The 13,515-nt window shown below is 44.9% G+C and carries 14 protein-coding genes; 5 read left to right on the top strand and 9 right to left on the bottom strand.

Annotated elements, in window-relative coordinates; genetic code table 11:
- The 4 genes from MHM87_RS06620 to MHM87_RS06605 form a co-directional block, all read left to right on the top strand.
- Positions 1–277 (top strand): integrase core domain-containing protein (locus MHM87_RS06620; protein ID WP_239258175.1); only part of this gene is annotated, 277 nt, incomplete at its 5' end.
- Between the two features lie 176 nt (positions 278–453).
- The gene (locus MHM87_RS06615; RefSeq protein ID WP_239258173.1) at positions 454–2,376 is read left to right on the top strand and encodes a PrkA family serine protein kinase; all 1,923 of its coding nucleotides are present in this window, start codon (positions 454–456) and stop codon (positions 2,374–2,376) included.
- An 85-nt stretch (positions 2,377–2,461) separates the two neighbouring features.
- Positions 2,462–3,748 carry a YeaH/YhbH family protein gene (locus tag MHM87_RS06610; protein WP_239258171.1) on the top strand — a complete coding sequence of 429 codons (1,287 nt, stop codon included), beginning with the start codon at positions 2,462–2,464 and terminating at the stop codon, positions 3,746–3,748.
- Between the two features lies 1 nt (position 3,749).
- A complete protein-coding gene (locus MHM87_RS06605) occupies positions 3,750–5,297 on the top strand; it encodes a SpoVR family protein (RefSeq protein WP_014978686.1) in 1,548 nt (515 codons plus the stop codon).
- A 28-nt stretch (positions 5,298–5,325) separates the two neighbouring features.
- On the opposite strand, the gene MHM87_RS06600 is transcribed toward MHM87_RS06605, so the two are convergent.
- From MHM87_RS06600 to prmB, 3 genes are all read right to left on the bottom strand, one after another.
- Positions 5,326–6,543 carry an MFS transporter gene (locus MHM87_RS06600; protein ID WP_202940942.1) on the bottom strand — a complete coding sequence of 406 codons (1,218 nt, stop codon included), beginning with the start codon at positions 6,541–6,543 and terminating at the stop codon, positions 5,326–5,328.
- Positions 6,544–6,696: 153 nt separating this feature from the next.
- Entirely contained in the window at positions 6,697–7,794 is a 1,098-nt protein-coding gene (gene aroC, locus MHM87_RS06595; protein ID WP_239258169.1) for a chorismate synthase, read from the bottom strand.
- Between the two features lie 9 nt (positions 7,795–7,803).
- Positions 7,804–8,739, bottom strand: coding sequence for a 50S ribosomal protein L3 N(5)-glutamine methyltransferase (gene prmB / locus MHM87_RS06590; RefSeq protein WP_061094557.1), 936 nt, complete (start codon positions 8,737–8,739; stop codon positions 7,804–7,806).
- 152 nt (positions 8,740–8,891) lie between these two features.
- Here prmB and smrB point away from each other — a divergent pair, with 152 nt between their 5' ends.
- A complete protein-coding gene (gene smrB, locus MHM87_RS06585) occupies positions 8,892–9,542 on the top strand; it encodes an endonuclease SmrB (RefSeq protein ID WP_061094556.1) in 651 nt (216 codons plus the stop codon).
- 29 nt (positions 9,543–9,571) lie between these two features.
- Here the strand turns inward: smrB and MHM87_RS19865 are convergent, their stop codons facing one another.
- The 6 genes from MHM87_RS19865 to gshA all read right to left on the bottom strand — a co-directional run bounded on the left by MHM87_RS19865 (position 9,572) and on the right by gshA (position 13,457).
- A complete protein-coding gene (locus MHM87_RS19865; protein WP_012517787.1) occupies positions 9,572–9,697 on the bottom strand; it encodes a hypothetical protein in 126 nt (41 codons plus the stop codon).
- 178 nt (positions 9,698–9,875) lie between these two features.
- Positions 9,876–10,289 carry a hypothetical protein gene (locus tag MHM87_RS06580; RefSeq protein WP_187446077.1) on the bottom strand — a complete coding sequence of 138 codons (414 nt, stop codon included), beginning with the start codon at positions 10,287–10,289 and terminating at the stop codon, positions 9,876–9,878.
- 98 nt (positions 10,290–10,387) lie between these two features.
- On the bottom strand, positions 10,388–10,666 hold the full coding sequence (locus MHM87_RS06575; RefSeq protein ID WP_232380160.1) for a hypothetical protein: 279 nt from the start codon (positions 10,664–10,666) through the stop codon (positions 10,388–10,390).
- Positions 10,667–10,671: 5 nt separating this feature from the next.
- Positions 10,672–10,860 (bottom strand): hypothetical protein, encoded by a 189-nt coding sequence (locus MHM87_RS06570; protein WP_239258167.1) that lies wholly within the window; start codon positions 10,858–10,860, stop codon positions 10,672–10,674.
- Between the two features lie 292 nt (positions 10,861–11,152).
- Entirely contained in the window at positions 11,153–11,791 is a 639-nt protein-coding gene (locus tag MHM87_RS06565) for a hypothetical protein (protein WP_014948754.1), read from the bottom strand.
- 67 nt (positions 11,792–11,858) lie between these two features.
- Positions 11,859–13,457 carry a glutamate--cysteine ligase gene (gene gshA, locus MHM87_RS06560; RefSeq protein ID WP_239258165.1) on the bottom strand — a complete coding sequence of 533 codons (1,599 nt, stop codon included), beginning with the start codon at positions 13,455–13,457 and terminating at the stop codon, positions 11,859–11,861.
- Positions 13,458–13,515: the final 58 nt, after the last annotated feature.

Below are 13,515 nucleotides of genomic sequence, written 5' to 3'. Positions count from 1 at the left end.
CTGTTCAGCTATCTACCAGAATGAGTTGAATGCGAATGGGATCCAGCCGTCAATGACAGATGGTTACGACTGTTATCAAAATGCATTAGCAGAACGAATAAACGGTATACTTAAGCAAGAGTTCTTAATCTATCGGTGTAAAACGATAGAGGAATTAAATATACTCGTTACCGAATCAATCAAGATTTACAACGAAATGAGACCGCACCTTAGTTTGGGCATGAAAACTCCCAACCAAGTGCACGATCGAAAAGGCCAGCTACTAGAGCTGGCCTAAAAACTGTCAACCTATCTTAGGACGGGTCACTGTTGTTCATTAAGTGACACTAAATTCTTATTAAAGTTGCATTTTTCATTAGACGAAAAGATTAAAAACTATACACAATAATTACTATCGTTTTCCCAAATACCTACTAAGCTGAAATTACGGGGTTCCGTATTTAAGGGGTATTCATGGGTATTTTTGAACACTATCAAAGTCGCTATGAAGAGCGAAAACAGGAAGAGTTCACCATTGGGGAGTTCCTTGAAATTTGTAAAGAGGATCAAACCGCTTATGCAAATGCAGCAGAACGTTTGCTACAAGCTATTGGTGAGCCTGAATTAATCGACACTGCCAACGACCCGGCACTTAGCCGCATTTTCTCAAACCGCGTTATTTCTCGTTATCCAGCTTTTTCAGAATTCTATGGCATGGAAGAGGCCATAGAACAAATCGTTTCTTACCTTAAACACGCCGCACAAGGTCTTGAAGAGAAGAAACAAATTCTCTATTTGCTCGGCCCAGTGGGTGGCGGTAAATCGTCTCTGGCAGAGAGACTTAAAGAACTGATGCAGCACGTACCTATTTACATGCTGAAAGGCTCGCCTGTTAACGACCATCCATTCTGTCTGTTTGATGTCAAAGAAGATGGCGACATTTTACAAAAAGAGTACGGCATTCCTAAGCGCTACTTAAAAACCATCATGTCTCCGTGGGCACGCAAACGCCTGCATGAATTCAATGGCGATATTACCCAGTTTAAGGTGGTTCGCGTTTATCCGTCAGTGCTCGACCAGGTGGGTATCGCTAAAACCGAACCCGGTGACGAAAACAACCAAGATATTTCATCTTTGGTGGGTAAAGTTGATATTCGCCGCTTAGAACAATATGCACAAAACGACCCTGATGCTTACAGTTATTCAGGTTCACTATGTAAGGCCAATCAAGGCTTAATGGAATTTGTGGAGATGTTCAAAGCACCGATTAAGGTGCTGCATCCACTATTAACCGCAACTCAAGAGGGTAACTACAACCCAACAGAGGGCTTCTCTGCCCTTCCCTTCGATGGGCTTATACTTGCGCACTCAAATGAGTCTGAGTGGCAATCGTTTAGAAACAATAAGAATAACGAAGCCTTCCTAGACCGTGTCTATATAGTAAAAGTACCGTACTGTTTGCGAGTACGTGAAGAAATTAAGATCTACAAAAAGTTACTAGACAGCAGCGAGCTTAACGGCGCGCCCTGTGCGCCAGACACACTAGAGTGTTTAGCGCAGTTTACGGTGTTATCGCGCTTGAAAGAGCCAGAGAACTCCAGTCTATTTTCTAAAATGCGCGTGTATGATGGCGAGAGCCTGAAAGACACCGATCCGAAAGCCAAGTCTTATCAAGAGTACCGCGACTACGCCGGTGTCGATGAAGGCATGGAGGGGTTATCCACCCGCTTTGCATTTAAGATTCTCTCTCGGGTTTTTAACTTCGATCACCAAGAAGTGGCGGCAAACCCAGTCCATTTGTTTTATGTACTAGAGCGTCAAATTGAACGGGAGCAGTTCCCTCAAGAAACTGCCGATAGGTATTTGGAGTTTTTGAAAGGCTACCTCATTCCTCGCTACGTGGAATTCATTGGTAAAGAGATTCAAACGGCTTACTTAGAATCGTATTCTGAATATGGGCAAAACCTGTTTGACCGCTATGTAACCTATGCTGATTTCTGGATCCAAGACCAAGAGTATCGCGACCCAGAAACCGGACAACTGTTCGACAGAGCGTCACTGAATGCCGAGTTAGAAAAAACAGAGAAGCCTGCAGGAATAAGTAATCCGAAAGATTTCCGTAACGAAATCGTTAACTTTGTTTTGAGAGCCCGTGCAAATAACGGCGGCAAAAACCCAGCATGGACCAGTTACGAGAAACTTCGCACCGTGATTGAGAAGAAAATGTTCTCTAACACGGAAGACTTACTGCCGGTTATTTCTTTCAACACCAAAGGCTCTGCAGAGGAGCAGAAAAAACACGACGACTTTGTAAATCGTATGACCGAGAAGGGATATACGCAAAAACAAGTTCGGTTGCTGTGTGAATGGTACCTGCGCGTACGTAAAGCGTCTTAGCGCTAAACGCATGTGGTGCTGAAGCGCGTGTAATGCGTGCTTCAGCACGGGTATTTGTAGTTCACAACAAGACAAGCAGGTGTGTATGGCGCATTTTATTGACCGAAGGTTAAACAGCAAAGGTAAGAGTACGGTAAACCGCCAGCGCTTTATAAAGCGTTACAAACAGCAGATAAAGCGCGCTGTTTCTGATGCAGTGGGTAAACGTTCTGTTACCGATTTAGATTCTGGCGAGCAAATTAGCATTCCAGCCAGAGATATCTCTGAACCAATTTTTCATACCGGCCGCGGCGGCAGTAGAGATATTGTCCACCCTGGCAACGACCAATTCACAGCGGGTGATAAAATTGATAGACCGCCAGGTGGCGGTGGCAAGGGCGCAGGCGAAGGCGACGCTAGCAATGAAGGCGAAGGCCAAGATGAGTTCGTATTTTCTATATCCAAAGACGAATATTTAGACCTACTTTTTGAAGATTTAGCGCTTCCCAATTTAAAGAAAAATCAATTTGATAAAGTCACCCAATACGAAACCTATCGCGCAGGTTATCAGACCGATGGCGTGCCAAGTAATTTAGATATTGTTCGCTCACTCGAAGGCTCTGTGGCAAGGCGTATTGCCTTAAGCGGAAGTGATAGAAAGAAACTGAGAGAGCTTGAAGAAAAACTTGCACTGCTTATAGAAGACAAGCACGACAATACGTTAGCCATAAATGCATTAAAAGAAGAAATTGAAGCACTCAAAGCCAAAATAGCCCGAGTGCCTTTTATTGATACTTTCGATTTGCGCTTTAAGAACTATGACAAGCGTCCGCTTCCCTCAAGCAAAGCCGTAATGTTTTGCTTAATGGATGTATCTGGCTCTATGGACCAAGCCACCAAAGACATGGCTAAACGGTTTTATATCTTGCTGTATCTCTTTTTGACGCGAACCTACGAAAATGTAGACGTGGTGTACATTCGTCATCACACGCAAGCAAAGGAAGTAGACGAGCACGAGTTTTTCTACTCTCAAGAAACCGGCGGCACTATTGTTTCAAGTGCATTGAAGCTAATGGATGAAGTCGTTCGCGAGCGCTACAGCGATGGAAACTGGAATATCTATGCAGCACAAGCGTCAGATGGCGATAACTGGGCTGATGACTCGCCACAGTGTCGTGACTTGCTTACCGCTAAACTGTTACCCGCAACCCGTTACTATGCCTATATTGAAATAACCGAGAGGCAGCACCAAAGTTTGTGGCGAGAATACGAGAAAGTGGCCGCCACTCACGACAACTTTGTATGTAAGCACATACAAACACAGGCCGACATCTATCCTGTGTTCAGAGAGCTATTCAAACACTCTGAACAAGATGCGCAGCAAGGAGCCTAATATGACAACCGACGCTATGGCAAAAGAAAACAGCAAGCCTGAAACATCAAAACGCCACTTATTAAGCGATGGGCCCGACTGGACGTTTCCACTTATCGAAGAGTATGAGCAACATATCGATCGCATCGCCAAAAAATTTAAGTTAGACACCTATCCCAATCAAATTGAGGTGATCACCGCAGAGCAGATGATGGATGCTTACGCCAGCATCGGCATGCCGCTTAACTACACGCACTGGAGCTTTGGAAAAAAGTTTATTCAAACTGAGCAACAATACCGTCGTGGACAAATGGGGCTGGCTTACGAAATCGTCATTAACTCTGACCCCTGCATTGCGTATTTAATGGAAGAGAACACCATTACCATGCAAGCGCTCGTTATGGCTCATGCGTGCTACGGTCACAACTCATTCTTCAAAGGCAACTACTTATTTAAAACCTGGACCGATGCCAGCTCTATCATCGACTACCTAGTATTTGCTAAAAACTACATTGCTAAATGCGAACAAAAATATGGATTTGATGAAGTCGAAAATATGCTCGACTCGTGCCACGCGCTAATGAATTACGGCGTTGACCGATACAAACGCCCGCAGAAAATTTCGTTACAAGAAGAGAAAAACAGACAAGAAGAGCGCGAGGCCTACCTGCAATCGCAAGTGAACGAGCTTTGGCGCACCCTGCCAAATAGCCCGCATAGCAAACACAAAGAAAAAATTCGTTTTCCACAAGAACCGCAAGAAAACCTGCTTTATTTTATTGAAAAAAACGCACCTTTACTTGAACCTTGGCAACGTGAAATTGTGCGTATTGTTCGGAAAGTTTCGCAGTATTTTTATCCGCAGAAACAGACTCAAGTAATGAATGAAGGATGGGCCTGTTTTTGGCACTATCACATTCTAAATGAGATGTATGACGAGGGTTTGGTCAGCGACCGCTTCATGATGGAGTTTTTGCACAGTCATTCAAGTGTCGTAATGCAGCCAGAGTACAACAGCCCTTATTACTCTGGCATCAATCCGTATGCGTTAGGCTTTTCCATGTTCATGGATATTAAACGGGTATGTCAGTCCCCCACTGAAGAAGACTATAAATATCTTCCAAGTATCGCAGGAAAAGACTGGCTTGAGACCGTGCATTTCGCCATGGAAAACTTTAAAGACGAAAGTTTTATCAGTCAGTTTTTATCGCCTAAAGTTATTCGCGACTTTAAGTTATTCGCCCTTGAAGATGACACCACCAAGCCCTTTATTGCGGTGAGCGCTATTCATGACGAAATGGGTTATCAAATTATTAAAGAGAAGCTGTCTGCTCAATACAATTTGAGTAATTTAGAACCCAACATTCAGGTACATAACGTTGATGTGAGGGGCGATCGTTCGCTTACTCTTCGCTATATTCCTCAGCGAGGAATTCCGCTAGGCGATTCAAAAGATGAAGTTATGCGCCACCTGCACAGGCTGTGGAAATTTGATGTACGTTTAGAGCAAGACAATGGTGATGATGGTATTGACGTGATATCAGAGTGTAAACGTGCACCGCAGGCGTAAGCCTGCGGTCAGCCCTCAGAACAAGATTTTAAGCCGCCTTTGCACTTTCCATTTCTTTTCTGGAACACAGTAACAATGACAGTGCGCCTATTGCTGCAAAAACGGCTGCGGTAACGAACGTCTCATAGGCGTTAGTGCCTTGCTGCCACTGCTGCCCTGCCATGTAGTTTCCAAATGCGCCACCTAATCCAAACGCTATACTGATGTATACCGCTTGCCCTCGGCTTTGATACGCCTTCGGCAGGAACTGGTGGATAAAATGCACCGATACTGCATGCGTTAAACCAAAGCTTAACGCATGAATAAGCTGACTCAACACAATCACCATAAAGGTATCTGCGAATGCCGCCATGACATACCAGCGAAGCCCTGTCAGTGCGATGCTCACAAACAATAAATTCCACACGCCAAACTGGCTAATCAGACGGCGGGCAATAAGAAATATCCCCACCTCGGCAAGTACCCCAAGCGCGATAAAGATACCAGTTTGTTGGCCGCTGTAATCAAGGTCGCGCATGTAAAGTGCGAAAAATCCGTAATACGCACCAAAGCTAATTTGCAAGCACGCTGAAGCGAATATAAAGATGGCGAAAGGTCTTTGTTTGGCGTATTTCCAAATACTTCCCGCCGTAGACGTTTCAGGTGCAGCTTCTTTGGGCGCACGTATGAACAAGGTACTGATGAACAGTAACGCGAGTACGCCAATACTGGCGTGCACTGGCGTATCGGTAGAAAAAATATCTAGGGCCTTTCCTACACCGACCGTCAAACAAATAAAGCCAACGCTCCCCCATAGTCTTATTTGCCCATACGTGGCATTGGTTTCCGCCACCGTGTTCATGGTGATAACTTCAAGCTGAGGCAACACCGCTGTCCAGAACATCATCATTAACCCGAAAGCCAGCGTAAGCCCCCAAAAACTGGTGAAGTAAAACACCGAACTGAAAGTCAGTACGGTGAGCAAGCAGCCTAAACGCATTACGCCAATAGCATTACCCGTTTTATCGGCCACGCCAGCCCACAGACCTGGCCCTAAAATACGCGCTAGCGTTATAACCGCAAAGAGTTCACCGATTTCGGCAGAGGAAAATCCCCGCCCATCAAGGAAGATACCTAAATAAGGCACAAGCACGCCAAGCTGACCGAAGTAAAGCCAGTAGGTGATAGCGAGAATAAAGAGGCCGGTTTTGCTGCTTGCTGGGCTCGCCGCAGTATTGTTGGCATCGTTTAGGCCATTTGGTGACAATTCACATCTCCATATGCAAAAACGCCACTAGCGCAGAACCGGCAGTGGCGAATGATAAAATTAATTAGCGCGACATGCGCTCATGCTGCGTGTATCTTTAATCCGCGTTAACGTCGCAGTCTTGGCATTGCGGTCTTGCGATTTAAAAAACTGCTATGCCTGACCCGCAATTGGTTTCGTGGTCGACTGCACACCGGCATTTTGCGCGCGGTGGCGCAGCAGATGATCCATCAATACCAGCGCCAGCATGGCTTCGGCAATAGGTACAGCACGGATACCCACACACGGGTCGTGACGACCTTTGGTGACGATATCGATTTCCTCATTGTCTTTATTGATAGTTTTACCGGGAACCGAAATACTTGAGGTCGGCTTAAGCGCCATGTGTACTTCAATATCCTGACCGGTAGAGATGCCGCCTAGCACGCCACCTGCATGATTAGATGTGAATCCTTCGGGAGTAAGCGTATCGCGGTGTTCACTGCCTTTTTGATTAATAACATCAAAACCATCACCAATTTCCACGCCTTTCACTGCGTTAATTCCCATCATGGCGTGGGCGATTTCAGCATCTAGCCTATCGAAAACAGGCTCGCCTAGGCCTACAGGCACATTCTTCGCAACAACCGATACTTTCGCGCCAATGCTGTCGCCTGACTTTTTAAGGCCTCGCATGTACTCGTCCAGCGCGTCAAGCTTAGACTCATCAGGGCAGAAAAACGGGTTAGTGTTGGTTACGCTGTGATCAACCTTATCTACCGTTACCGGCCCAAGCTGAGACAAATAGCCTAATACCTCAATACCGTGCACTTCTTTAAGGTACTTTTTCGCAATACCACCTGCAGCTACGCGAATAGCCGTTTCACGTGCAGACGAACGCCCACCACCGCGGTAGTCACGGCTTCCGTACTTTTGATCGTAGGTATAGTCAGCGTGGCCTGGACGAAAGCGGTCCTTGATATTGCCGTAATCTTGGCTTCGCTGATCTTTATTTTTAATCAATAAACCAATACTGGTGCCAGTAGTTTTACCTTCAAATACGCCAGATAAAATTTGTACTTCATCGTCTTCTCTTCGCGCCGTAGTATAACGAGAGGTGCCGGGCTTACGTCTGTCTAAATCAACCTGAAGATCTTCTTCTGTGATCTCAAGTCCTGGAGGGCAACCGTCTACCACACCGCCAATTGCAATGCCGTGGCTTTCACCAAACGTGGTTACAGTGAAAAGTTTTCCGAAGCTGTTACCTGACATAATTAACTGTTAATCCTTACTACTAAAATACTGTACTAATGTGTTTTTCTGAATTGCGAAAATACCTGAACCGCCATTTTCGAACTCAAGCCAAATGACTTCTAAGCCAGGGAACCTTTCGCTCATGTGCACTTCGCTATTTCCAACTTCAACGAATAACCAGCCACCGTCATTAAGGTAAGTTGGCGCCTCTTTAAGCATGATATCAACCAGTTCCAGACCGTCTTCACCTGCGGCAAGGGCAAGCTCAGGCTCGTGGTGATACTCTTCAGGCAAGTCAGCCATGTCCTCTGCGTCAACATAAGGCGGATTAGACACGATAAGGTCGTATTTCTGCCCTTCTAAACTTGAAAACAGGTTAGACTGAATGGGATAAACACGGTGACTAAGACCATGCTCCTGAATATTGATATCGGCCACTTCCAATGCATCTGTGCTGATATCAACGGCATCTACCTGCGCCTCTGGGTATGCATGAGCAAGCGCAATAGCAATACACGCGCCGCCCGTGCACATATCAAGAATACTGTTAGGCGTAGATTCTACAAATGGCGCAAACTCTTTTTGAATAAGTTCAGCAAATGGAGAGCGAGGAATGAGCACTCGCTCGTCTACGTAGAACGGCATACCGCAGAACCAGGCTTCGTTTGTGATATAAGGCAATGGCATGCGAGTTTGCACGCGCTTTAAAACAAGCTCTGCAATCTTCTCTCGCTCGCTTTTCGTTAAGCGAGACGTCATTACGCTGTCCCCAACTTGTTCCAATATAGGGTGAGGCAAATGTAAGGCTTGCATAACTAGGCTTGTCGCTTCATCCCATGCATTGTCAGTACCATGACCAAAATACAAAGCCGCATCGTTAAAACGGCTGGTTGCCCATCGTGTCATATCTAACAGGGTATGCAGATCTTCAATGGCTTCTTCAAGGTAAAACTTATCGGTCATGGCGTTTGGGTACATCAAAAATTTTAAAGCTGGTATCATACCCAAACTTCATACCGATTCACATAATTAACTACGTACCGAATCTTTCTATTCGTTATAATTTAGGCATTTTGAATCGTTAAACTCGAGTGTATTTACCCAAGCTATTGTTGATGAAAACCTTTAAAAAAGAACTCAAAGCATTAAAGAAGCAACTTTCTGGACCTCATCGCCATAAAAGTCAGGCGAGTCAGGAAGGCGCCCGTAATGGAGATATGTCTACGAATACCGAGGAAGAGACCTTTTCATTTGCCGATGCAATGCAGGGAGTGACGCCTTTATCACAAGATAAAGTTGAGCCTGATAAGCAAGTTGAGTTATTTAAGAAGTCACAGCAGGTAAAAGGTAAACACCTAAAACACAGCAAGCAATTAGCGGCAAGCTTCGACTTTTCTGATATGTACCAGGCAGCGTTGCCGCAAGAAGGGCCTATGCGCTTTTGCCAAGAAGGTGAGTCTACGCATATTTTGAAGCAGCTGCGCCGTGGCGACTACTCGCCAGAAATGACGTTAGATTTACATGGCCTTACCCGAGAGATGGCAAAAGCCGAGCTTGCCGCACTTATTCACACGGCAAGAAAAGAACTGATAGATTGCGTGTGCGTAATGCATGGTTTTGGTCAGGGCGTGCTAAAAGCCGCCCTGCCCCATTACTTAGTTCAGCACCCACACGTACGTGCATTTCATCAAGCGCCCCTCGAATACGGTGGACAAGCAGCACTACTGGTACTCATCGACATACCGCTTCAAAACAACAAGCGTTAATTTGCGCCTGGACAGCCATACATGGTGACTTATTTGTCTTCATCTGCACTGTTGTGCATAAACAAATAAGTGTAATACATCATCATCGCTACAATAATGCCTATACCGAGTAGTGAGCCCCATACTACGGGGTCTTTCATCATAGTCCACAACATAAGTAATCTCCTCTTCAACTAAGTAAATAGTAGAAGAGGCGTTAGATAGAGGATGTGATCCAGATCAAATTCGATTCCTGGTGGTTAGCTGTCGGCCTAATTATTTGATCCAGGTCAACATACAGTTAATACGAATCCACATATTCGTCGCGCCATCACAATTGGGGCTTTGCCATACTTAGTTGTAACGATTGAATATGTTCAGGTCTCCCTCATAACCAAGCAACGCCTCCGCATTACGGCACAGCTGCTCCATCGACTCACTAACTTGTATATCAAAATTGGGGGGTGTTGCTCGAAGACTGTGTTGAAAGATTTTGGCGTTTACATGGTTCGCAAGCAAAAGAAACCCCAAACATCCATACGTTCGCAGAAAGGGAAGCCGTGAGCAAAGTTGAGATGCGGCAGTATGTGTAATCGTTAAACTTTTATCGGGTATAGATAGAATTACCCACTTATCAAGTTTCTGACCCTCTCTTGCGATATTCCTAAACCACCCGTCGACAACGCTATCGTAGTATACATTGCTTGGTATATCGAATAGAACATTGTTGACGTTGAAAAAACGGTATTGATGCTGACTACCTACCATGGCTACCTCCTGTTATGCCTTCATTCAATTGATAGAGTGGAGCACTGAGCAAAGATCAGTTTTAACAGGGCGAGTTCGCCTAGTTAGGGCTGTTATGGCTATCGTCTGGCATTATTGAACTGATTAACATTGTGGGCCTGCAGACAAGCAAGTACTTTTTCACTCAACCACAGTGTTGCCTGAGCAGTGTCGTCGAAGTATTCGAATGCTAGTGTTGAAGATTCATAAACACGAGACCAAAACTTCTTTTGCATTGCCACACCTTCTGGTTCATGAAGCACCACTGCCGTAGCAATTAGACCCAATGCTACGGCTTTACTAACAATTTCTTGCCCAGCGTTAGTAGCCTCCATGGGCGCAAGCGCTAGACCATGCACATTTACTAAGCTTCCCCAACACGGTGTATCAATATTCTTTCTTTGTGCGCCAATCTTTGTGCATCAACCTCACGCTCATACTTTTGCATGAACTCAAGATTAAACGGACCTACTAAGTCTATATGTAGAATATTTTGCTCTGCTTGAAAATGAGCGTGAACTTCTCCATGCGCACTAAACTTGTCTATATCCATACGTTCCTCCACTTGAAAAGTATAGAACAAGATTAGGGCCAGATAAATTTGTTGCATATTGAGGCATAAAATTAATCAAAAAAATGTATTGCAAATCATTCTCATTTGCACTATCTTGTAAATGCCTGTTCGACGTTGGGTAAAAAACGGTCTTGGCTTAGCGTCGCTGAGGGATAGACGCCCGTCTATTCCTCAATTTTTTTCTTCAATATATTTTTCTACTTATTTTAATCAACGTTCATAGACGCATAAAAAAAGCGACTATAACGTCGCTTTTTCTCGCTTCTTTAATTTAGCTAAACAGCTTCATAAACCAACCTTTTTGAAGATCTTCCTCGCAGGTCTTAAGTTGCGTAGCGTAGCGCAGCGAGCGCGCTTTAACTTTTGACGCCACTTTCTTCAACCACGGCTTTCTATCATAGCTTCTGCGTTTGTACCCGCCCCATCCTTCGTGATAGTTAAGGTATTGCGCGTAGGCGTCCCATTTAGAAATACCGTTCACTTTTTGCGACTTGTAAATAAACCATCCCATAAAGTCGATAGCGTCCTCGAAATCATCACGATCCGCACCACTGTTATCTGTTTCTCTCATATAGTCAGACCAGGTAGGTGTTTTCGCTTGTGAATAGCCATAAGCCGAACTAACACGCCCCCAAGGGATAAGCCCGAAGAAAACGTAATCACGCGGTGGAAGCGCATCGTGGCGGAAGGAACTTTCTTGATACATCATGGCCATTGGAACATGTATAGGCACACCCCATTTATCGCGGGCATCAGCAGCTGCATCATACCAATCGTCCTTTTCGTAGAATATTTCGCACAAATTACTGATGTCTTTAGGAGGCGTAGTTGCACACCCAGCGATAAACAGCGGAAAAAGAACGATGAGAGTTGATAAAAAAACAACCAATTTTTTGAACTTTTGGTTCATAGCTTGTCTTAACTAATGTTCTAGTAAAATGTGTGTTTCCCTGGAACCCTTCGATGCCTGACCTATGTCAGGCATTTTTTTTTGCTGGGGCCTCAGCGAAATAATCACGAATAAATGTATCAAAGTCTTTAACATCAGCAGCTTCTATTTCTTTTTGAGCAGCAAACGACACGTCAGCTTGGGCAGCAAAACCAGCAGCATCCGTATCCGTGTATTCAAAAGACTTCATCTCAGCTTGATAAGCTTGTGCCAGTTCTAAGCCCAACACGCCATTATCTTTGTCGCTTTCTAGCAAAGTAGCAAGTAGTTTACCTGACGGTGTTAGCGCCGGATCCGCCACTTTTTCAGCCTCGATGTTCACCGCTTGTGTATAACGCGACGTATCATTGGCTAAATCGAGTAATTCGGCCGCTTGCTCGAAGGACTTAAACAGAGAGGCACACCATTTAGGTAGTGAAATATTTTCTCCGCCATTTTGCAGGAGCAAATCAGGGTTTCGCCCTTCTAACACCACTTTACTCATATTCTCTTTAGCTTCTTTAAGCTGCGCTTCGTCAAGTTCTGCACTTGGCATTAGTAAGCACGCCACTAAGAAAACATCTAAGAAATCGAATTGCGTCTGTGAAATACCAATTGCCGAAAATGGATTTACATCTAGAGCGCGCACTTCAATGTAGCTGATACCGCGTCTAACCAAAGCGTCTGTTGGCTTTTCCATTGACTGAGTGGGCTGCTTAGGGCGTATAGGCGAGTACAGTTCATTTTCAATTTGAATGATGTTGCGACTTAACTGTTGATAATTGCCCTCTTCGCCTGCAGCAAACTGGCTGAACCGGGATGACGGCGTATTCATCGCATCGCGCAGCAAAGTGACATAGTTGTCTAGCTTGTTGTAACAAATCTTAAGCGACGATTGCTCTGCACTTGTGTAGCCTAAATCACTCATGCGAAGTGATGTCGCGTATGGCATGTATACCGTGCCCTTACCTACCTTTTTAAAAGGTAACGCATGCTGCTTTCCTTTTAAAAACGATCCACATAATGCAGGGGATGCACCGTACAAATAAGGAATAAGCCAACACAACCTGCGGTAGTTGCGGATAAGCCCAAAATAATCGGCTGAAGTCTGCTCTTGAGAATGTTCTTTTCCGTTCAGTTCAGCCCATAGCTTCCAAAACGTATCGGGAAGAGAAAAGTTGAAATGCACGCCGGCAATTGCCTGCATCATACTGCCGTAGCGATTTTTAAGGCCAATGCGATATACACGCTTCATCTTGCCCACATTTGACTCACCAAAATAGGCGATGGGAATGTGCGCTTCATCATCTATAAAGCATGGCATACTTAGCGGCCATATTTGCTCTTCACCAATATTATCAATAACGAATTTATGGATATCTTTTAACTGAGAAATCGTTTTGGCAGCACTGTTTTCTGGCGGCGTAATGAATTCAAGCAACGATTCAGAAAAGTCTGTGGTGATTGAATCATGGGTTAGCGCAGATCCCAGCGGTTTAGGATGGGGTGTTTGTGCCAACGTACCGTTCGGGTTTATACGAAGGGCTTCGCGCTCAACGCCGCGCTTAATATCTTTTAGCGCAGCGAGAAATTCGGGTGACTTAAGCGCAGCAATGCGCGCTTCAAAACGGGATGAGTCTACAGTCAAAATGGTGGTCCGTTATGTCAATATAGCCCCCTGTTATGGGGGGCAATAATGTAAATTC

It is taken from the genome of Alteromonas sp. Cnat3-28 (assembly GCF_022348265.1).
GTDB lineage: Bacteria > Pseudomonadota > Gammaproteobacteria > Enterobacterales > Alteromonadaceae > Alteromonas > Alteromonas macleodii.
Note: the sequence above shows the minus strand (reverse complement) of the source record. Positions and strands in the feature narration are given on the sequence as shown.

Coding starts and splice junctions, on each gene's coding strand:
- MHM87_RS06615 (WP_239258173.1), top strand. CDS start 454: ATGGGTATTTTTGAACACTATCAAAGTCGCTATGAAGAGCGAAAACAG.
- MHM87_RS06610 (WP_239258171.1), top strand. CDS start 2,462: ATGGCGCATTTTATTGACCGAAGGTTAAACAGCAAAGGTAAGAGTACG.
- MHM87_RS06605 (WP_014978686.1), top strand. CDS start 3,750: ATGACAACCGACGCTATGGCAAAAGAAAACAGCAAGCCTGAAACATCA.
- aroC (WP_239258169.1), bottom strand. CDS start 7,794: ATGTCAGGTAACAGCTTCGGAAAACTTTTCACTGTAACCACGTTTGGT.
- prmB (WP_061094557.1), bottom strand. CDS start 8,739: ATGACCGATAAGTTTTACCTTGAAGAAGCCATTGAAGATCTGCATACC.
- smrB (WP_061094556.1), top strand. CDS start 8,892: ATGAAAACCTTTAAAAAAGAACTCAAAGCATTAAAGAAGCAACTTTCT.
- MHM87_RS19865 (WP_012517787.1), bottom strand. CDS start 9,697: ATGTTGTGGACTATGATGAAAGACCCCGTAGTATGGGGCTCACTACTC.
- MHM87_RS06580 (WP_187446077.1), bottom strand. CDS start 10,289: ATGGTAGGTAGTCAGCATCAATACCGTTTTTTCAACGTCAACAATGTT.
- MHM87_RS06570 (WP_239258167.1), bottom strand. CDS start 10,860: ATGGATATAGACAAGTTTAGTGCGCATGGAGAAGTTCACGCTCATTTT.
- MHM87_RS06565 (WP_014948754.1), bottom strand. CDS start 11,791: ATGAACCAAAAGTTCAAAAAATTGGTTGTTTTTTTATCAACTCTCATC.